Source organism: Oceanobacillus phoenicis (assembly GCF_047238145.1).
GTDB lineage: Bacteria > Bacillota > Bacilli > Bacillales > Amphibacillaceae > Oceanobacillus.
The window spans coordinates 1,507,349-1,528,688 of the sequence record NZ_JBDFME010000001.1 but is presented as its reverse complement, the minus strand read 5'-3'; the positions used below and the strand labels follow the sequence as shown (position 1 = coordinate 1,528,688).

Below are 21,340 nucleotides of genomic sequence, written 5' to 3'. Positions count from 1 at the left end.
AATAGACTTAAATAACCCTGATTGGCGAAAGCGATGACAGCGCAAGAATATAGGATAAAACCTTTCACAATCTATGTTATCCCAGATTATAAAGCGCTTTCATTATTATGACAATAAAATATTCATATTGATCTTTTTGGTCTTTGTGGTCTTAACATAGGTCAAACAGAATAGTTATGACTTGGCCTTCCTACCTTGCCATATTCTATCTGGACTGTTATTCTTTCTTGTTTTTCCAAATGTTCCAGATATCTACGTACAGTTACCCTTGCCATACCCATTTTTTCAGCTAACTCTTCGGCAGTAACTGGACGTTGTTGATCTAATAGAGCCATATAAATTTGCTTTAATGTAATTTCACTTAGCCCTTTTGGAGGTGAATCTGTTTTCATGTTGTTTTTTTGTTTATTCCAATCATCAATATCTTCTTGACTTAACGATTGGGACCACTGTAACTTCATCCACATTTTTTTATAATTTTCCAGAGCTTGCTGAAAACGATTGAAACGGAAAGGTTTCACTAAATAGTCAACAGCACCGAGTCGAAATACTTGCTGTATCGTTTTGGCATCTCGTGCAGCTGTAATTAGAATAACATCTGAAGGCAATTCTTTTTGGCGTATTTCTTGTAATACATCTAAACCGGAAATATCGGGTAAAAACATATCAAGCAAAATAAGGTCAGGGGGAGATTCCATGGCTTTATCCAACACTGTTTTTCCGCTTTCAGAACAAAATTGCAAATGAAAGCCCTCCATTTTCTCAAGGAAACTTTTGTTTACCTCCTGTACCATTGGATCATCCTCTACAATCATTACATTAACCATCATCACCCACTCCTATTTTTTGGCCTACAATTATTTCCATAATTGTCCCATTAGTTCCCTTTGAAGTAATGCTTATTTCACCCTGGTTCGCCTCAACAATACTTTTTATAAGAGCAAGTCCAAATCCTCTTCCTTCCTTGGCCTTGGAACTATAACCTTCTTGAAAGACCAGTTCGCTTTCCCCTGTGGGTATCCCTTTACCACTGTCCTCTACCATGATATATAAAGAATTGTCACCGCCTTGAATCAGACAGCTGACTTCTTTGAGAACAGCATCTTCACAAGATTCGATTGCATTATCAAGCAAATTTCCAATCAATGTAATCAAATCTCCAGAACTAAAACCTTCCACCACTCTGTTTAAATAGCTATCCTCATGAATCCATAAAAGCACACCCATTTCTTTAGCACGTGCCCGTTTTCCTAATATAAGCCCAGATATTGGGTAGTGATCAATGCGATCCCTTAAAAACTGAATCATATTCTCTTCATCAGATGTTTCCTCAATAAGCAGTTCCAGTGCCTCATCAGTTCTATCAAGCTGGATAAGCCCAGCAATACTATGAAGCTTATTCATATACTCATGATTTTGTGCACGGAGCGCGCTTACTAAACTTTTAACACCGGTTAACTCTTCTCCAAGCTGATGAATTTCAGAGCGATTTTTCAAAATAATCAAAGATCCCATAAAATCTTTTTTTACAAAAATAGGATATATAGAGACCAAATACATCGTTTTATTAAAAGATATAGGTTTGTTAATAACCTTCTCACTTTCTAAAAGCTGCTCAGTTATCCATGATCGTGTGAACACTTCACTTATGTACATTTGACCGGAAAATGTATAGCCTGTATATTCTTCTGCAAGTTTATTCATGAAACTCATTTTCCCTTTATCATCTGTAACAATAATTCCTGTATCCAATGTCTGCATGATTGTTTGCCGCTCTTCAAACAGTTTTCCAATTTCATAAGGCTCCAATTGATAGGTTTGCTTCTTCACATTGGTTGCTAGGAACCAAGAACCACCTATCCCAATAAGTAATCCCCATACAAGTGAAACGAGCAAATCACTCTGATAATCTTTTACTAGAGACTGAAAGGTCGGTGACAGAATTCCAACAACTGCTACTCCAACCTGATGTGTTCCTGCTTCATCCATAATTGGAACAAAAGCACGTATAGCATATCCTAATTCTCCCAAAGCTTTGGATGTATATTCATGCTCAGAATATGCTGCTATCTCATCTCCTCCCTCAAAAACCTCACCTATTCTCGTTTCTGATGGATGTGAATAGCGAATGCGGTTCATATCTAATATGACAATATAGTCAACATTGGTAGATAGACGAATACGCTCTGCAATCGGTTGTATATACTCCTCTCCCCCTTCCTGTCCAACATTAATAATTATGTCATCCAGTTGTGTCAGTGTTCTGGCAATAGCGATAGCGCGCTCGCCTATCTCTTCCTCAAAAGAATCAGATATACTGATGAGCATCATCCAACCGCTTACCAATACAGAAGAACAAACTAAAATAGAAGAAAGAATCAATATTTTCGAACGTAATCTAATCCTTTTTTTCATGATTATCAAATCCCTGTATCAAGGATTGGCAACTCTTTATTTTAAATATTACAAAAAATCATTTTGATCTGCTACTATGTTTTGCTACTACTCTTTTTAAATGCTTCCTGGGATTCTTTATACCAATCCCTACCTTCTGAGTCATTGATAACCATGCAAGGGAAATCTATCAATTCCAGCTTTCGGATAGCTTCAGTACCTAAATCCTCATATGCAATGACTTCAACTGATTTTATTCGTCTGGCTAATAGAGCTCCTGAACCGCCAATTGCTGCAAAATAAACAGCACAATTATTTGCAATGGAATCAATGACTGTTTGACTGCGATACCCTTTTCCAATCATACCTTTTAACCCCTTCTCCAGCAATAGAGGTGTGTACTTATCCATACGACTGCTTGTTGTAGGTCCAGCTGATCCTATGATTTCTCCGGGCTTTGCCGGAGTGGGTCCGACATAATAAATAACCTGATTTTGTAAATCAAATGGGAGGTTTTCATTTCGTTTCAATTGTTCTTCCATTCGTTTATGTGCAGCATCTCTAGCTGTATAAATTGATCCACTGAGTAACACTCTATCTCCAGGACGAAGCGATTTTATCGTATCTATATCTTGAAATGGTACATCTATTTTTATTTGAGCCATATTCACCCTCCAAAAAAAGGAAAATTTGTTTTGAAGAGAAACTTCATTCCGCGGGGGTTTCGTTTCTCTTCACTCATAGAATGTTAATATCGCAAGGGCATGACCTGCCCTAGAACAGAGTTATACATATACGGGGAGTTCATCTCCCACTTATCCACCTTAGTTAAGCCATGAAGCAGAGGTATTACTTTCCGTTAAGTGCGGGATAAAATCTAGTACGTAATTTACTATAATATAGCATGTTTATGCCTGCTCGCATGACAATTTAAATTAACAGCTACCGGAAGTGCTGCAATATGGCAAGGTGCTATTTCGATTTTGACATCCAACGTTGTTGTGCTTCCACCCAATCCCTGAGGTCCAATTCCTAGTGCATTAATAGATTGAATTAATTGTTCTTCTAATTCAGCAAGTTCAGGGTCTAGGTGACGTTCTCCTACTGGTTTAAACAATGCCTTTTTAGCTAGATAGGCACAAGATTCAAAGTTACCACCGATACCTACACCTACCACTAATGGAGGGCATGCATTCGGACCAGCCTCTTTAACTGTATCCAATATGAATTGTTTTACACCTTCAATTCCATCACTGGGGGTCATCATCTTAAGTGTGCTCATATTTTCTGCACCCCCACCTTTTGCGGACATTTGAATTTCCAGTTGATTACCTTGAACTAATTCGATATGGATTACAGAAGGAGTATTATCGCCGGTATTCTTCCTATTTATAGGATTATCTACAATTGAATACCTTAAATAACCTTCTTCATATCCTTTTCTTACCCCTTCATTAATTGCGTCATAAAGACTTCCTCCAGTTATATGACAATCCTGCCCAAGCTTCACGATAAATACAGAAACGCCAGTATCCTGACACATGGGAACACGGTTTTCGGTCGCAATATTAGCATTTTCAATTAACTGATTTAGCACGTCTTTCCCAATCTCTGACGATTCAGTCTGAACTGCCTGCTGAAATGCGGACACTACATCTTGGCCTAAATCATAATTAGCTTCCTTACAAAGCACTGCAACTTTATTGACTATTTCTTCATAATGAAGTTCTCTCACCTTTTCACCCCTTGCTATTAACTCTATTCCTGCGATTCCAATACTTTATTTAATAGTATATTTTCTTTTTTTGGAGCATGCTCTTTTTTATAAATCATAAATGTGCGTTTAAAAGTAATGACAATTTCTCCACGTTGATTGTAACCACTAGTTTTCACATTAACAATTCCTACATTTGGTCGTGAATTCGATTCTCTTTTATCTAATACTTCAGAGTAAGAATAAATCGTATCTCCTTCAAAAACAGGTTTAGGAAGTCGAATTTCATCCCATCCTAAGTTCGCCATGGCATTTTGAGAAAGGTCAGTTACCGACTGACCTGTTACAAGAGCAACCGTAAATGTGGAGTCGATCAAAGGTTTACCAAATTCCGTTTGCTCGGAATAATAGTCATCAAAATGAATCGGGTTTGTATTTTGTGTTAATAAAGTCATATAAATATTATCTGTTTTCGTTACCGTTCTTCCCAGTGGGTGCGGGTATATATCACCTTCTTCAAAGTCCTCATAAAATCTTCCATTCCAGCCATTCTTTACAGTCATAAAACTTCCTCCTTTTGGTTACTTAACCTGTGAGTGCATTCCTATTTCCTTTAAAATCGATTCAGTATGTTCCCCTAAGGCGGGAATAGGATTCATTACAGATTGAACATTTTTCATGGTGACTGGCGGTTTAAGTGCAGCAATTTCTCCAACAGGTGTTTGAACTTGTTGCCAGCGATTTCGTGCAGTTAGTTGCGGGTGTTCAAAAAAGTCTTTCATGCTATTTAAGCGTGCATTGGCAATTTTAGCTTCTTCCACCTTTTCAATTACTTCTTCAGATGTTTTTGATTTAAAGTTTCTTTCGATGATGCTCTTTAATTCATCCCGATTTTCAGCTCGTTTGTAGTTACTTTCAAATTTCGGGTCATCTGTTAGCTGTGGCTGCTCTAAAATACGAAGGCAAAAGCTCTCCCATTCCCTCTCATTTTGTAAACCAATAAACACGGTCTTTCCATCTCCACAGGTGAACGGCCCATAGGGATAAATAGTAGCATGACTGGCGCCTGCACGCCTTGGTTCTTCACCGCCGTATGCTGAATAATATTTAGGATAACCCATCCATTCACCAAGAGCTTCTAACATAGATATTTCCATTACAGTACCTTTTCCAGTTTTTGAACGGTTTAATAGTGCTGTCAAAACACCTGTATACGCATACATTCCTGCAGCAATATCAGCTATCGAAATACCTGCTTTTGAAGGGATTTCTTCGCTTCCCGTAATGGAAACAAGACCCGCTTCACACTGAACAAGTAAATCATAAGCTTTTTTAGTTTCATAAGGTCCGCCTTTTCCGTATCCTGATAAGCTACACACAATTAGTTCAGGATGTTTTTCCGTTAATTCATCTGGAATAAAACCCATTCTTTCTATTGCTCCTGGTGCTAGATTTTGCACAAAAACATCTGATTTTCCAATTAAACGACGAAGGGCTTCTTTTCCTTCTTCTGTTTTTAAATCCAACTCGATAGATTCTTTAGACCGATTACACCAAACAAAGTGACTGGAAAGACCATTAACAGTAGTATCATAGTTTCTTGCAAAATCTCCTACCTCAGGTCGTTCTATTTTTATTACTCTTGCACCCATATCTGCAAGCTGCCTAGTAGCAAAAGGAGCTGCAATTGCCTGTTCCAAAGTGACTACAGTTATACCTTCTAAAGGCAACATTTTATTCACCTTCTCTTTATATATTGTTTTTGTATCGTTCTCCAGTTTCAAGAATCATTTTTGCTCTTTCAGCGATTGGAGCATCTATCATTTTTCCATTTACTTGAACAGCTCCTGAACCATTTAATATAGCATCATTGTATGCGTCTATTATCCTCTCAGCTTCTGCTATTTGTTTAGCAGAAGGCGAAAAAACCTCATTCACTATTGGTATTTGTCCTGGATGAATGACAAGTTTACCTTGGAAACCAAGTTTCTTCCCTTCCTTAGCTGTTTTTTTCAATCCTTCATCGTTATGAATGTCTGTATAAACCGAATCAATAGGTGGATCTAATCCTACTGCCTTTGAATCTATCACCAACTTTGAACGTGCATAGAGTAGCTGAATCTGTTCTTCATCAGGTGATATATTTGTATTAAGTATAAAATCTTCTGAGCCAAATGCCAGACATGAAACTCTTTGGCTTGCTGAACCAATAGTGTATGCATTATGAAGACCAGAAGCTGTTTCAATTATCGGAATGATTGACACAGAACCACTCTTTAAATTGTTTCTCTTTTCCATTTGTCCAAGAAAATAATCAGCAATTACAATTTTTTCCCTATCATCGGTCATTGGGAGTACAATTCCATCCAGATTTGCGTGTACTATTTCCTGTATATCTTCTAAAAAATAATCAGTATCTACGGCATTCACACGAACGAATGTAGTTATATGCTCCGTATTTTCTATGAATCTTTTTACTCTCTGTCTTGCACTTTTTTTATTTTCCTCTGCAACGGCATCTTCCAAATCAAGGATGAAAGCATCTGCTGAAAGTGCCCTTACTTTTTCCAGACGCCTATCCTTGTCTCCTGGAATAAACATACATGTTCTCAGCATGTGTGACTCTCCTTTACTTACTGAAAAAAGTTCTTTTGAATTCAAGCCGTTAATCGATAATTTATTCCCATAAACTGTTCTGATCAATAGACTTGTATATTACTTATTTTCCAATGATTATCTAAAATATGTTCTGAGATTATTTGTAGTGTATCTTGAGCAAAAACACGTGAAATTGTTTCAATGGACCCTATTACAATAGTTAAACAACCAATAATGAAAATTCACATTTATTTAATGAAAAAAGTTGCACTAAACCTCAATCTAGAATTCCTCGTACCTTTGTAAATTCAAATAAACCATCTATTGTATCTAAATTCTCCAAATTGAGTAGCTTATCGGATAATATATTTTGTGATTCGATAGACAAATCTCTTGTTAAAGTTCTAAATTTCTTCAAAAGATCTTCAGAAGAAACAGCATTTTCAGGATCTCCTTTAGGAAAATCAGTTTCTTTTCTTATCCAGTCTTCTGATGTCAATTTAATTTCTACAATAGCTCCCCATTTATCTGGATAATTACTATTTATTTCTGGATCAACTTCTACATTTACCCGCTTCATTAATTTACGTATATTTTCATTCCATAAGCTTTCTTCATTAAATGCATCGACCCCACCATTACCAGTTAACAAAGCTAAAGCAGTGCAGAACTGCAAACTAAATTTAGATGCATATTGAGTGTCCGGATTTTTATTATCGGTAATGTCGATTGCTACCTGATATGTTTTTACATTGATTTGTTCAATATCATGAAGTCGGATGTTTCTTTCTTCTGCAAGTTCAATCATTAAATCCATAGCATGATGTGTATGCCGGCATGATGCATGAACTTTAAATGAATTTTCCATGATTTTGAACTGCTCGCCTAAATCTATAGTTATTTTTGAAACATCATATTCTGTACTCATTGCTGCAAAAAAACCTCGTTTACCTTCTAATATTTTCTTTGCAGCAGTAAAGCCTTTCTCTGCTAACAAAGCACTAATTACTCCATTCATAGCTGCTTTTCCAGGATGCAATTGCTTAGACATTGCACCATCTTCTATAAACTCCCAAAGTCCTGCCGCTTGAGTTCCGGCACTGCCTAACGCATGAATAATTTGTTCATGGGTAAGCTGAAGCAATTTTGCAACTGCAGCAGTTGCTCCAAACGTTCCGCAAGTGGCCGTATTATGCCAATAATAATAATGAGAGGGAGTTACCGCCTCACCTATTCGATAGCAAACTTCATACCCTATTACAACTGCTGTAATCAAGTCTTTACCGGATAGTCGCTTCCATTCTGAAATAGCCAAAGCTGCAGGAATCACTACTGTAGCTGCATGGATAATAGAACCTTTATGAATATCATCCTGTTCTACAATATGACTTGCTGCTCCATTTAAGAGTGCAGCTTGTGTAACTGAGGTCTTTCCACCTGTAACTAAAGCTGCTTGTGGTTCCCCTCCCAGTTCCTTGACTAAATCATCAACTTTTTGAATCGCTTCCTGGTTGGAACCAGCTATAGCTGAGGAAAAGTAATCCAATATACATAATTTAGTGAATTCCACCACATCGGTAGGTAAGTCTTCATAGTTTGTATTTATAATATAATTAGCAAGTTTCTCACTTAAACTCATCTTATCTCCCCTTTATTAAAAGGATCTTGGAAGACCAAGCACATGCTGACCGACATATGATATAACAAGGTTATTAGTCACTGGAGCAACAATAAATAATCTGGCTTCCCTAAATTTACGTTCAATATTGTACTCTGTAGCAAAACCATAACCTCCAAAAGTTGTCATAGCAGCATTAGCAGCTTTCCAAGTCGCCTCTGTTGAAAGGTATTTAGCCATATTTGCTTCCGGTCCACAATTTTCACCGGCATCAAACAGATTAGCTGCCTTATCACGCATTAAAGCCGCTGCTTCAATATCCATATATGCCTGAGAAATTGGAAATTGCACACCTTGATTTTTACCGATAGGACGATTGAAAACTTCTCTTTCATTCGCATATTGAACAGCCTTATCAATAAAGTATTTACCATCACCAATACTCTCAGCAGCTATTAAAATACGCTCAGCATTCATTCCACTTAAAACTTGTTTAAATCCTTTTCCTTCTTCTCCAATCAAATTTTCTTCGGGAATCTCTGTATTTTCAAAAAATACTTCTGTTGTCGCATGGTTTATCATCGTATCAATGGGGCGAATCGTAATATTATTTTTTTGGTCTTGCATGTCAAGAATAAATAAACTTAATCCATCCGTTTTCTTCTTCACCTGATCTTTCGGGGTAGTTCTTGCTAACAATAGCATTAAATCCGAATGTTCGGTGCGAGAAATCCAAATTTTTTGACCATTAACGATATATTTATCTCCTCGCTTTTCTGCTGTTGTTTCAATACTTGTTGTATCACTTCCTGCAGTGGGCTCTGTTATACCGAATGCCTGGAGACGTAATTCTCCACTGGCGATCTTTGGCAAGTAACGCTGTTTCTGATATTCATTCCCATGTCGCAATATTGCTCCCATCGTATACATTTGAGCATGGCCTGCGCCAGCGTTACCTCCTGATCGATTAATTTCCTCTAAAATAACTCCAGCCTCATACATTCCTAATCCAGCCCCGCCGTATTTCTCAGGAATTAAGACCGAAAGCCATCCTTCTTCAGTAAGTGTTTGAATGAATTTTTCAGGATACTCTTTCTTTTCATCTGTCTGTCTCCAGTATGATTCGGGGAACTTTTCACAAAGTGAACGGACACTCTGACGAATTAAATCCACTTCTTCTACTGTACTAACTGTCATTTTAACTCCTCCTTATACATTGTAATGAATGCGTTTACAATTATAAGATAATTTAGATTAATCTAATATCTAGTTTAACAGTATACTGTATCCAATATCCAAAGTCTAGAGATTTTTTACTTATTTTTCATTAAAGAACCTTAATTCGCTTTTAAATGGGGGTGTAAATAGTGGAGGAATTTTAACCCTAATTCAAATAGAAAGCCAGTTTTACTGAGAAGCATAAAATCAATCAGTGGAGTTCATGAAGTAATGCATTGAACATGAGGACTTATCTAATAAGATGCGGGAAGTACATATATTTCGAAATTATTGACTGAGTATGAGTGACGAGGTTAAGAAATGTTATTTAAGCCAGCTTGGGTTTTAGACCGTGTCTATTCACTACTTTTTTGAATTTCTAAAGCTGTTTTGGTTTATAGAGCGCTTCTATTCACTACTTTTTTGAATTTCTAAAGTTGTTTTGGTTTATAAAGCGCTTCTATTCACTACTTTTTTGGCTTTCTAAAGCTGTTTTGGTTTATAGAACGTGTCTATTCACTACTTTTTCGGCTTTCTAAAGCTGTTTTGGTTTATAGAACGTGTCTATTCACTACTTTTTCGGCTTTCTAAAGCTGTTTTGGTTTATAGAACGTGTCTATTCACTACTTTTTTGAATTTCCATTGCTGTTTTGGTTTATAGAGCGCTTCTATTCACCACTTTTTTGAATTTCTAAAGCTGTTTTGGTTTATAAAGCGCTTCTATTCACCACTTTTTTGGATTTTAGATACGATACATATTCTTTAAGCTAATAGACCTATATCAAAGTGATTAGGATTTTCTTTTGCATTAAAAGTAAAAAAGAATGGATGCCTCAGCTAAGTTAAGGCCATCCATTCTCTATAATAAGATATTACTAATTGCTAATTTTTGCATTTTCAAGCACATATTTTGTTGCTGAATCCCCAGCTAGCTTGCCAAAAACTGCTCCAGACATTAAACCAGATCCTCCTGGATAGTTATGGTAAAATAACCCGCCTACCATTTCTCCTGCGGCAAATAATCCAGGAATTTGCGATTGATTTTGGTCTAATACTTCCCCATATTCATTGACATGAATACCACCAAATGTGAAAGTAATACCACAAGTAACGGGGTAAGCGTAAAATGGTGCTTTTTCAAACTTCAATGCCCAATTACTCTTTGGTGGAGTGATTCCTTGCGTTCCTTTTCCATCTTTGATTGCTGGATTATACTCTCCATCCTGAACTGCATTATTATATTCTTCTATTGTTTTTATAAATGCATCTCTTTCAATACCTAACTTGTTAGCAAGATCTTCTAGAGTATTTGCTTTTAAGGAGGTCGCTTCCTCTAAATCATACTCTACTCTCAACAAATTTCGAACCTGTTCATCAAAGAGTTGAAATGCTTTTTGTTCTGGCTGTCGTAACGTCTCTTTTCCATACTTTGCATAAGTATAGTTGCGGAAATCTGCTCCTTCATCTACAAAGCGCTTTCCGTTACAATTTATAATTAATCCTAATGGATAAGAAGACTTTTTATAAATATCTCCAGGTTTCGTATAATCTCCTACTCTTGGAGCTTGAAAATCAGTTGTGTGGGCATGACATCCAGACCAATCCCCATATGGTTGTGCTCCTATTTCTATAGCCATATCTAGACCATCACCTGTATTATATTCACTCCCTCTAACTAAAGCCTGTTCCCATTCTTCCCCTAAAAATTGTACTCGTTTTTCTCTATTTGCTTCAAAGCCACCACATGCTAATACAACAGAATTTGCACTGATTTGATTTTCAACTTCATCTTCAATCACTTTGATACCGCTTACTTTTTTATCTGTTGTCAATAGTTGAATAGCTCTTGTATTGTATTTGAATTCGATACCTAATAATTCTGCTTTTTTGATTAGTGCTTCAATCAGGCCAATTCCTTTACGATGTGTTTTTACTGGTAGTCCTCCCCAAAATTGTAAAACACCGTCATTGTTAAAGGATTGATTCTCGTTTAGTTCAAATTCTACTCCTTGTTTTATCATCCACTGAATAGTTTCGTACGACTTATTAACGAGTTGTCGAGCTAAATTGGGGGCGCTCTTTCCTTTCGTTACTTTCATAATGTCATTATAATAATCTTCCGTATCATATTCAGGCATATCTATATGTTTTATTTCTTTGGTAGATACTTGAGATAAAATCGGCTGTAACGCATGTTTATCCTTATAAGCAAATCGTATAGCACCATCTGTAAAGTAAGAATTACCGCCGCGTTTTTGTTTTGTTCCACGTTCTATTATGAGTACTTCAGCCCCATTCTCTTTAGCAGCAATAGCCGAACAAAGCGCAGCATTTCCAGTTCCAACTACAATTACATCATAGGTTTTGTTATAGTTAATCATTAAAAATTCCTCCTTAGTAAAAATTATCTTCTACGTTCAGTATAGAAGGAATTTTAATATAAATAAAATACAGTTTTTTTAGTGTATTCAATAAATATATTTTATAATCAAAAAATCCTTTTGATTACTTCTTTTGTAAATGCGGATGTCTTTTTGTCTCCACCAAGATCTTTCGTTTTTATCTCTTCTAACAGTGCCTGATGTATACTTTGCTCCATCTTCGTTCCAACTATTTTCAAACGTTTATCATTAAATTTTTCACTCAACCAATCAAATAATAAAGCGGTAGACAGCATCATTCCTATTGGATTAGCAAGATCTCTTCCTGCAATATCTGGCGCGGACCCATGGGCTGCTTGTGCCATAGCAATCTCTTGATTTGTGTTTATCGATGGAGCTAAACCTAAACTTCCAATTAATTCTCCAGTTAAATCCGATAATATATCTCCGAACATGTTCTCCGTAACAATAACATCAAAATCCTGAATTCGACGAACAAGATGTGCACACATTGCATCCACATGGTAGTCATCAACTTCAACTTCTGGATAACTATTTGCTACTTCTTTACAAATATCTAGGAACATTCCTGACCCAATTCTAATTACATTTGCTTTATGCACAATGGTGACCTTCTTTTTTCGTTTCATGGCTTTTTGAAAAGCCGCATGTGCTATCCTCTCAATAGCATGTCGAGTGAATACACCTGTTGTAATGGCAACATCCTTCGTCACTCGAAATTCACCAGTACCCTGATACATATTTCTATCCACATAGAAACCTTCCGTATTCTCTCGATATATTACTAAATCAGCACCCTCTACTAAAGCATTGATACCTAAAATGTTTTTTGATGGACGAATATTCGCATAAAGATCAAAATAGTGCCGTAATTCACCACTTGGATTACGAATTGTTTTAAATTCTTCCGGATATGATGCGGAATCATGAGGACCAAGTAACCAGGCATGGCAATCCTTTAATTTCTCTTTTGTTTCTTCTGGTAAAGGGTGATTCTTTTCATCTATACCCTTCCAACCAACTAGTAATGGAACCCATTCAATCGTTATTTTCTCCTTTTCTGCTACTGCTTTTACAAGCTCTATAGTTGCCTTTACAATTTCTGGTCCAATCCCATCTCCTTCTAGTACACCTATTCTATATAAAGTCATCTCTATTTCCCGCTCTCCCTTCTATCTTTAAGTTAATCAATCCTTCCAATCATGTCCAATACCTTTTTTCTTATTATTCCGATAAATAAAATTAATAGTTATCATCCCATTCTTTCAAATGATCAACAAAACGATCAACTACAGTTAGATTTTTAAACGATTGATTATACATAAGCCATGTTTCTCTATTAACTGTTGTTCCGTCTTTCAAATAAATTGGTTGTTGGTATAAACCGTCATCTTTTTTCAAGCAAATTTCAGGTACAACGGCAAAACCAAAATCATTTTTAACCATTTCCTTACAAGTTTCTAGCCTATCGACTTCCATTTCAATATTTGCTGGCTCTGAAAACTGATCCGCCCACCAACTTGTTATACTATCCTTCAATGAACTATCGGTACTATAATTAATTAATCGATAATCCGGTAAATTCTCCATATTTAATTTTTCCTTAGAAATTAAATATAGCGGTTCTTTTCTTAGTAACACTTTCTCTCCTTGCCATCCTCGTTTATTTCGTAAAATACCTACATGCACACTAGAGTTGTTAAGAAGTTCAATCACTTGTGTGCTCCACCCAGTTTGAACATTAAACCTTACGTTCGGATACTTTTTAGAAAAATCCTTTAACACTTTTGGAAGTACATATTGAGCAAAATTACTGGAGACACCTATTCTTAAAACTCCTGATACTTCTTTCCCCATGTGACTCATTGTATCTTTCATATTTTGCAATTGTTTTAACATGTCCTTAGAATACTGGACTAAATATTCGCCTTCCGAAGTAAACTCTATCCCTTTTTTAGTTTTAAAGAAAAGCGAGACACCGAATTCATCCTCTAGATTTTTTAAGCGATAACTTAAAGAAGGTTGTGATACATATAATTTCAAAGCAGTGCGAGTCATGTTTCTCTCTTCATAGAGCGTTTTCATTAATGTCCAATCTTTTTGATCCATATTTTACCTCCACTCGTTTGTTTCTACCTTCATTATGAAAGAATTTATTATGTGTTATCAAGTTTTTTTATGAGGTTAAATAAAATATCATTATTTTACTTATATAATGAAAGCGATTACTATATTACACAAGATAATTCAGAAGGAGTTGAATATTTTGAATATACGTTACACTTTAGTTTCACTTTCAATCATATGTTGTTTTCTTATTGGCTGCAATACTCTTGAAGCGTCAGGGAATCAAGAAAACAAAAAAAGCAACACTTACCAAGATGAAACACTATCATTTGTCGTACCATTTCAAGCAGGCGGTGGTACAGATGTATTCGCAAGATTCATGACACCTTATTTTGCTAAGCATATTGAAGGTAGTCCAAGAGTTCAAGTTGAAAATATTCCTGGTGGAGCAAGTATCACTGGAACGAATGAATATGCGAATGGGCGAATACCGAATGGCTTAAATATCCTTACTTCAAGTGCATCATCTCATATCCCGTTCATGCTGAGTCAATCTTCTGTGGACTATGAATTTAATGATTTTACTCCTTTAATCGGTGCACCGTCTGGTGGTGTTGTATATACAAAGCCTGAATTAGCACAAGACGGAATTGAAAGCTTAATTTCGTCAGATGAAAAATTATTTTATGCAGGAATCTCCCCTACTGGTTTGGATTTAGTGACGCTTCTTTCCTTTGAAGTTTTACAGATGGATGTAAAAGCGGTACTCGGATACGAAGGGCGCGGACCATCTCGTGTAGCATTTGAGCAAGGCGAAAGTAACATCGATTATCAAACTACTTCTGCCTATAATAACAACGTTGTAGGACTAGTTGAGGAAGATAAAGCAACCCCATTGTATAGTTTAGGACAAATCGATGCAGATGGAAATCTTATTCGCGATCCTCAATTCCCTGAATTACCTACTATTGAAGAAATCTATGTTGATATCTATGGAAGAAAACCTAGTGGGGAAGTATGGCAAGCTTATAAACAAACTGTTGGTGCTTCTTATACTATGAACAAAGTTATTTGGGTGCATAAAGATGCACCTGTTCACTATCAAGAACTGCTTAAAGAAGCAATGACTACTTTAATTAAAGATGAGGGGTTTAAGACTCATTCAGAAGAAATTTTAGAAGGATATGATACGTATATAGGCGATGAACTAAACGAACAAATTAACCAATCTTTTTCTATTAATGCAGAAACGAAACAATGGATAATCGATTATTTACAAGATAATTTTGATATTGACATTACGAAGCTTTAGAGGGGGAGCAAAATTATGATTGAGAGCGCAATAGAAGCATTACTTATTGTATTAGACCCCTCACGACTAATATATATGTTTATCGGTATCTTTATTGGGGTTATTGTAGGGTTATTACCTGGACTAAGCGGTACAGTAGGTATGTCGCTGATGCTACCTTTTGTATTTGGTCTAGATCCATTTGTAGGGATGGCACTTTTAATTGGAATGATTGCTGTAATCCATACCGGTGATACTTTTCCGTCCATTCTTTTAGGAATACCCGGAACATCAGGTTCTCAAGCAACCATTATGGACGGTTTTCCTCTCTCCAAAAAAGGGGAAGCCTCTCGTGCCATGGGAGCAGCCTTCTTTAGCTCAATGATAGGAGGCGTAATTGGTGGAATCGCACTTTATCTAACTATACCATTTGCAAGACCATTAATATCATCATTTAGTTCTCCAGAACTCTTTATGCTAACCATGCTAGGACTTAGTATGGCAGGTTTACTAGCTGGAAAATCTCCTTTAAAAGGAATTATTTCAGGGATATTAGGGCTACTTATTGGCTCCATTGGCAGCGCACCTGCCGTTCCAGAATATCGATATACTTTCGATACTCTATATTTAACACAAGGAGTCTCTTTACCTGTAGTTGCAATAGCTATATTTGCATTTCCTATCCTTATAACTATGCTTACTGACAAAGGAAGTATATCAAAACACTCCGAATTACAACGCGGTATTACCAAAGGAATCTTAGATGCACTTAAAAATAAATTCCTAATAATCCGAAGTGCCGTAATGGGAGCAATTATTGGTTTTATTCCGGGTCTAGGAGGTAGTGTAGTTGATTGGTTAGCTTATGGCGCCGGGCAAAAAACAGTAAAAAACAATTATTTTGGGAAAGGAGACATACGAGGAGTTATTGCTCCAGAAAGTGCTAATAATGCAAAAGAAGGTGGATCCTTAGTACCAACACTCTTATTCGGTATCCCAGGAAGTGGAACAACAGCAATTTTACTTGGCGGTTTAACATTAATGGGATTAGAAGCAGGACCTAAAATGCTAACAACTGATTTATCAGTAACCTTATCTATTGTTTGGACCTTGGTTTTTGCAAATATATTCGGAGCGCTTCTATGTATGATGTTAGTTCGTCCAATATCTAAAATTAGTTTTGTACCTGGAGAAAGGATTGTACCATTTCTTCTTGTATTACTTGTTCTTGGTGCTTACCAAAGTAACATGTCTTGGGGAGACTTAATAATCTTTGTCCTTATTGGTTTGCTTGGTTATGTGATGACCATATTAGATTGGCCACGGCCCCCACTTCTTATCGGTTTTGTACTGGCTCTCCCTGCCGAGAGATATTATTGGATCTCAATTGAAAGGTATGGTTGGGAGTGGCTTTCCAATCCTATAGTTATCTCCATAGCTATTATTATCGTCGTGCTTTTAACTGGAGGTACCATAATGAAGCGATTCAGCAATAGCTATGAGAAAGGAGGAATGAATTAAGATGAACAAAGAGTATCTTAATCTTATATTCAGTGGCTTCCTCTTTATTACATTCACATTTGCCATTATTGAATCCATAACATTTAGTAAACTAGCTCAATTCTTTCCTTTATATATATCTATTGCTGGTTCAGTATTAACATTTATTTATTTGATTACTCAGATTTACATTGTCTATAAACAAAAAGTAGAAAACGTAAAGCAATTTAACATTTCCCTACTAAAACCCTTACGTTACATTGGGTGGGTTATTGGCTATTTAATCTTGATTTATATTGGTGGACTAATGCTTGCAACTGCAATATTCTTAGCTTTATTTCTCACTATAGAATCAAGGATGAGCTATCTTCAAACTAGTATTTCTATATTAATCGTTCTGTTTGGTGTGACATTACTGAGTTCTGCACTCGATATTTACTGGCCAACAAATTTACTTGGCTTTTAATACAAGGAGGTTGAATAATGCGAGATTATGAAAAAATACGGTCTGCAATCATACGTGGTGGTACAAGTAAAGGAGTATTTATTTTAGAAAATGAGTTACCTAGTGATCCTAAAATGAGAGACCGGGTTATTCTATCTATCTATGGCGGAACAGACAAAAGACAAATTGATGGGCTTGGTGGTGCAGATGCTCTAACAAGCAAATTAGCAATCGTAAGCGTATCTTCTAGACCAGACGCTGACATTGATTATACGTTTGGGCAAGTCGGAATTGGTACTGGAAAAATAGATTATAACTCCAATTGCGGGAATATATTAAGTGGAGTTGGCCCCTTTGCCATTGATGAAGGGTTAGTTCCTTTGAAGGAACCATATACCATTGTAAGGATATATAATACAAACACAGACTGTATCATTGAGGCAAAAATTCCCGTTGATTCTGGTAAATCACTATCAACAGGGGATTATATGATTGATGGTGTACCAGGAGAAGGTGCAAAAATCTCCTTGAACTTTTTAGATGCATATGGATCGAAAACAGGTAAACTATTTCCTACAGGTAAACGTAAAGAATTATTAATAACAGAAGCTGGAGAGTTTGAAGTTAGTATTATAGATGTTGCAGCACCGGTAGTATTTATAACTGCTGAACAAGTTGGCTTAAAAGGTACCGAATCCCCCTCTGACCTATCTAAAGATACTTTACGGAAACTCGAAAATATCCGAGCAAATGCTGCAAAAAAGCTAAACTTTGTAAGTAATATTAATAACGCGACCATAGTAACCCCATCTAGTCCAAAAATAATAATCGTTTCAAAAGCTCAGACATATTCAAATTTACACGGTAACAAAATAAACAAGAACCTTATTCATCTAACTGCACGAGCCATGTCTATGCAAGAAATGCATAAAACATTTCCTGTTACAGGCGGTCTTTGTACAGCAACTGCATCAAAGCTCAAAGGAACAGTAGTATATGATTGCTGTGAGAACTCAACTACTGATGAAGTTAATATCGGCCATCCCTCTGGTACGATGGACTTCCTTATATCACTTAATGACGATGGTGAGAGAGTGCTTTTAAAAAAAACAGTAGTAGCTAGAACCGCACGCCGCTTAATGGAAGGGTATGCTTACGTACCAAAAGAACTGTTTTGGGATGAAGCCAATATAACGAAGAAATAAGAAGAGACATACTATGATTAGTGAGTAAGGTCATCAACAGATGATTTTACCCACTATTTTTCTTTGAAGCTGAAAAACTATCTCACAATAAGAGGAGGATAATCAACTAATTTATACATAAAGTTAGTTAAATATACCTAAAAATTACAATTAGAATGAAAATTGACAATACACCTTACAAATATTAATATTTAAACTAACATTTCTATACCAATTGTTTTTCTACTCGTTTGATGAAAGGAGGTAAATTTTAAGAATTGGCTATACCTTTAAATAGAATGAAGGAGGCATAGGAATCTTGGGGTTAGAATACAACAATAGTTTTCTTTGGTTTGTAATAGGATATGGATTAATTATCGTAGTAATGGGCGCTTTTTATTCAAAAAAAGTATCCTCAAGTGAGGATTTCATACTTGCTGGTAAATCTCTTGGGCCAATCGTATTAATGGGGACATTACTCGCAACTTGGGTTGGTAGTGGAACAGTAACAGGTGGACCAAACTCCATCGCATACTCAAACGGTTTATGGCCAGCAATTGGTTATGTTATCCCCAGTTTAATTGGTATTACTATTCTGCTATTAATATCAGCTAAAATTCGAAACTATGGAAAATATACTGTGTCAGAAATACTTGAGATTAAATATGGTTCTTTTGCTAGAATCCTTTCGTTAATCATTATTGTGCTTGCCTTTGTTGGTATAGTTTCTTATCAATATCAAGGGCTAGGATTTATTTTACATGTATCAACCGGTATCTCTGTAGAGACAGGAACAATTATAGGGGCTGTATTAATTATCTTCTTGGCAACAATTGGTGGATTAATGTCTGTCGCTCCAACCGATACGTTAAGTGCATTAATTATTTTTTTAGGCTTAATTATTGGGGTTCCTGTTATTTTAGGAGATATTGGAGGATTCGATCAACTAGTTAATAGCGTAGAGACAGAAAGCTTAGATTTATTTGGTAACCTATCTCTGCTTCAAGTAATGGGATTCTACATTCCTGTATTATTTTTACTTTTAGGTGACCAAAATATGTATCAAAGAATTTCTGCATCTAGTAGTGATAAAACAACTAAACTTGGTATCTCCGGTTGGATTATAGGAATGTTAATCTCCACCCCATTAGTAGCACTTCTGGCATTTTCTGCTAGATACTACTTTCCTGACTTAGATCCGGGAATGGCATTGATATCAACTTCATTAGTTTTACCAACTGCAATTGGTGGCTTATTAATAGCCGCAGTTACCTCTTTTATTGTTACTACAGGAAATTCTTATTTATTATCTTCAGCAACAAATATAACTTATGATATTTACGGTAAATACATTAATCCTCAAGCTACGGATAAGCAGAAGTTAGTTTTTACAAGACTATTAATACCAGTACTAGGATTAATTGCATATTTATTAACTACTTATTTCCCAACTGTCTTAACCGTTCAGATGTATGCTTATACCGTCTACGGTGCGGGAATTACACCTGCTTTGCTAGGAGTATTTTTATGGAAACGTGTAACAAAACAAGCTGGTATTTCTTCAATGTTAGCTGGTGTTACATCTACATTAATATGGGAGTTCTTAAATACACCATTTGGTATTAATAGTTCTCTGATTTCTATTCCTATAGCAATATTAGTATTAATTGTTGTAACTTTATTCACCTCAAAAAAACAAGAATTAGTCGACTACAGAAAGGATGGTTTAATTGCAAACAAAAAGTAGAGTTGAAAAATTAAGGGCAATTATGGGAGAAAATAACATTGATGTATCTATCATTATGAACTTTGAGAATCAATACTATTTAAGTGGATTAAAAGCAATTACTTACTCTCGTCCAATTGTTCTTGCGATTGATTCAAAGAATCTCAGTTTAATTATCCCTTCATTAGAAGAAAATCATGCAAAAGAAAAAACAGATGCAACTGAACTCTATATTTACCATGAAACAAACCTATATGGTGGTGACAAAAACAAAAACTCTTACTTAGATTACTTAGAAACCGTAATTTCTCATTACCCGAATGGAACGAGAGTAGGAGTGGAATTTTCATCCTTATCTTTGAAAATGGTAAATATACTAAAAGAAGCTGGATTTGAATTGGTTAATTTAGATCATAAAATTGCGGAGATGCGCTTTATTAAGAGCGATGAAGAAATTGAAATGGTAAAAGAGGCCGGAAAGTTAGTAAGTTTAGCCTTAAGTAAATCATTGGAAAATGCACAATCAGGGATTACCGAAATGGAGCTTGATCGTCACGGAACACAACTCTTATTTGCAGAAATGGATAATTATCCAAACGCTACTCTTGATTATTTTGCTATGTCACCATCTGGATTAGAGAGAAGCATTATGCCACATGTGTTTTCAAATACTAGAAAGCTCTTAGATAATGACATTGTGGTTCATAGTAGACAAGTAGCTTTAAATGGGTATCGAGCGGAATGTGAAAGAACTTTTTTTGTAGGAAAACCAACTGAGAAACAATTAGACGCATTTAAAGCTGCATACGAAGCACAATTAGTAGCAATGGAAAAAATAGCCGTCGGAGTTACTGCTATGGAAGTAGATGAAGTGGCTAGAAACATCTTTCAACAATACGATTTAGAAAAGTATTGTATTCATCGAACTGGTCATGGGATCGGAATTGGGCTCCATGAAGAACCTTCCCTTCGTTTTGATAATGATCTCGTCTTACAAGAAGGAATGATCTTTACAATTGAGCCAGGAATATATATTCCTGGTGTTGGAGGATTCCGACACTCAGATACTGTTGTCCTTACCAATGAAGGAACGGAAATAATCACAGAATATCCTAGAGAAATAGAAAATTTAATTTTTAATAGATAAATTTCACTAAATAAAACAGCAATAGCCTTGGATGGT

The 21,340-nt window shown here is 36.0% G+C and carries 18 protein-coding genes; 6 read left to right on the top strand and 12 right to left on the bottom strand.

Features of this window, described 5'->3' with window-relative positions:
- Nucleotides 1-161 precede the first annotated feature (161 nt).
- The 12 genes from ABC346_RS07755 to ABC346_RS07700 form a co-directional block, all read right to left on the bottom strand.
- Entirely contained in the window at nucleotides 162-827 is a 666-nt protein-coding gene (locus ABC346_RS07755; RefSeq protein ID WP_017798032.1) for a response regulator, read from the bottom strand.
- A complete protein-coding gene (locus ABC346_RS07750; protein ID WP_413234309.1) occupies nucleotides 820-2,415 on the bottom strand; it encodes an ATP-binding protein in 1,596 nt (531 codons plus the stop codon). Before ABC346_RS07750 ends, ABC346_RS07755 begins: the two co-directional genes overlap by 8 nt.
- A gap of 74 nt (nucleotides 2,416-2,489) precedes the next feature.
- Nucleotides 2,490-3,059: a Fe-S-containing hydro-lyase gene (locus ABC346_RS07745; protein WP_413234308.1), complete on the bottom strand. Its 570-nt coding sequence runs from the start codon at nucleotides 3,057-3,059 to the stop codon at nucleotides 2,490-2,492.
- Between the two features lie 227 nt (nucleotides 3,060-3,286).
- Entirely contained in the window at nucleotides 3,287-4,129 is an 843-nt protein-coding gene (locus ABC346_RS07740; protein ID WP_413234307.1) for a fumarate hydratase, read from the bottom strand.
- Nucleotides 4,130-4,152: 23 nt separating this feature from the next.
- Complete coding sequence (locus ABC346_RS07735; RefSeq protein ID WP_413234306.1) at nucleotides 4,153-4,671, bottom strand: MaoC family dehydratase; 519 nt, start codon at nucleotides 4,669-4,671, stop codon at nucleotides 4,153-4,155.
- An 18-nt stretch (nucleotides 4,672-4,689) separates the two neighbouring features.
- Nucleotides 4,690-5,841, bottom strand: coding sequence for a CaiB/BaiF CoA transferase family protein (locus ABC346_RS07730; RefSeq protein WP_413234305.1), 1,152 nt, complete (start codon nucleotides 5,839-5,841; stop codon nucleotides 4,690-4,692).
- A 16-nt stretch (nucleotides 5,842-5,857) separates the two neighbouring features.
- Entirely contained in the window at nucleotides 5,858-6,724 is an 867-nt protein-coding gene (locus ABC346_RS07725; protein WP_413234304.1) for an HpcH/HpaI aldolase/citrate lyase family protein, read from the bottom strand.
- Nucleotides 6,725-6,983: 259 nt separating this feature from the next.
- Nucleotides 6,984-8,345, bottom strand: coding sequence for an MmgE/PrpD family protein (locus ABC346_RS07720; protein ID WP_413234303.1), 1,362 nt, complete (start codon nucleotides 8,343-8,345; stop codon nucleotides 6,984-6,986).
- A gap of 15 nt (nucleotides 8,346-8,360) precedes the next feature.
- The gene (locus ABC346_RS07715) at nucleotides 8,361-9,521 is read right to left on the bottom strand and encodes an acyl-CoA dehydrogenase family protein (protein WP_413234302.1); all 1,161 of its coding nucleotides are present in this window, start codon (nucleotides 9,519-9,521) and stop codon (nucleotides 8,361-8,363) included.
- Nucleotides 9,522-10,417: 896 nt separating this feature from the next.
- Nucleotides 10,418-11,923, bottom strand: coding sequence for an FAD-dependent tricarballylate dehydrogenase TcuA (tcuA, locus tag ABC346_RS07710; protein ID WP_413234301.1), 1,506 nt, complete (start codon nucleotides 11,921-11,923; stop codon nucleotides 10,418-10,420).
- A gap of 107 nt (nucleotides 11,924-12,030) precedes the next feature.
- Entirely contained in the window at nucleotides 12,031-13,095 is a 1,065-nt protein-coding gene (locus ABC346_RS07705; protein WP_413234300.1) for an isocitrate/isopropylmalate dehydrogenase family protein, read from the bottom strand.
- Nucleotides 13,096-13,186: 91 nt separating this feature from the next.
- Entirely contained in the window at nucleotides 13,187-14,053 is an 867-nt protein-coding gene (locus ABC346_RS07700) for a LysR family transcriptional regulator (RefSeq protein WP_413234299.1), read from the bottom strand.
- Nucleotides 14,054-14,210: 157 nt separating this feature from the next.
- Here ABC346_RS07700 and ABC346_RS07695 point away from each other — a divergent pair, with 157 nt between their 5' ends.
- The 6 genes from ABC346_RS07695 to ABC346_RS07670 all read left to right on the top strand — a co-directional run bounded on the left by ABC346_RS07695 (nucleotide 14,211) and on the right by ABC346_RS07670 (nucleotide 21,304).
- A complete protein-coding gene (locus ABC346_RS07695) occupies nucleotides 14,211-15,323 on the top strand; it encodes a hypothetical protein (RefSeq protein ID WP_413234298.1) in 1,113 nt (370 codons plus the stop codon).
- A 15-nt stretch (nucleotides 15,324-15,338) separates the two neighbouring features.
- Nucleotides 15,339-16,823, top strand: coding sequence for a tripartite tricarboxylate transporter permease (locus tag ABC346_RS07690; protein WP_413234297.1), 1,485 nt, complete (start codon nucleotides 15,339-15,341; stop codon nucleotides 16,821-16,823).
- Between the two features lies 1 nt (nucleotide 16,824).
- Nucleotides 16,825-17,268, top strand: a complete 444-nt coding sequence (locus ABC346_RS07685) for a hypothetical protein (protein WP_413234296.1) — start codon at nucleotides 16,825-16,827, stop codon at nucleotides 17,266-17,268.
- Nucleotides 17,269-17,285: 17 nt separating this feature from the next.
- Nucleotides 17,286-18,452 carry a 2-methylaconitate cis-trans isomerase PrpF family protein gene (locus ABC346_RS07680; protein WP_413234295.1) on the top strand — a complete coding sequence of 389 codons (1,167 nt, stop codon included), beginning with the start codon at nucleotides 17,286-17,288 and terminating at the stop codon, nucleotides 18,450-18,452.
- A gap of 298 nt (nucleotides 18,453-18,750) precedes the next feature.
- Nucleotides 18,751-20,178 (top strand): sodium:solute symporter family protein, encoded by a 1,428-nt coding sequence (locus ABC346_RS07675; RefSeq protein ID WP_413234294.1) that lies wholly within the window; start codon nucleotides 18,751-18,753, stop codon nucleotides 20,176-20,178.
- The gene (locus ABC346_RS07670) at nucleotides 20,162-21,304 is read left to right on the top strand and encodes a M24 family metallopeptidase (protein ID WP_413234293.1); all 1,143 of its coding nucleotides are present in this window, start codon (nucleotides 20,162-20,164) and stop codon (nucleotides 21,302-21,304) included. The genes ABC346_RS07675 and ABC346_RS07670 overlap by 17 nt, the downstream gene beginning before the upstream one ends.
- Nucleotides 21,305-21,340: the final 36 nt, after the last annotated feature.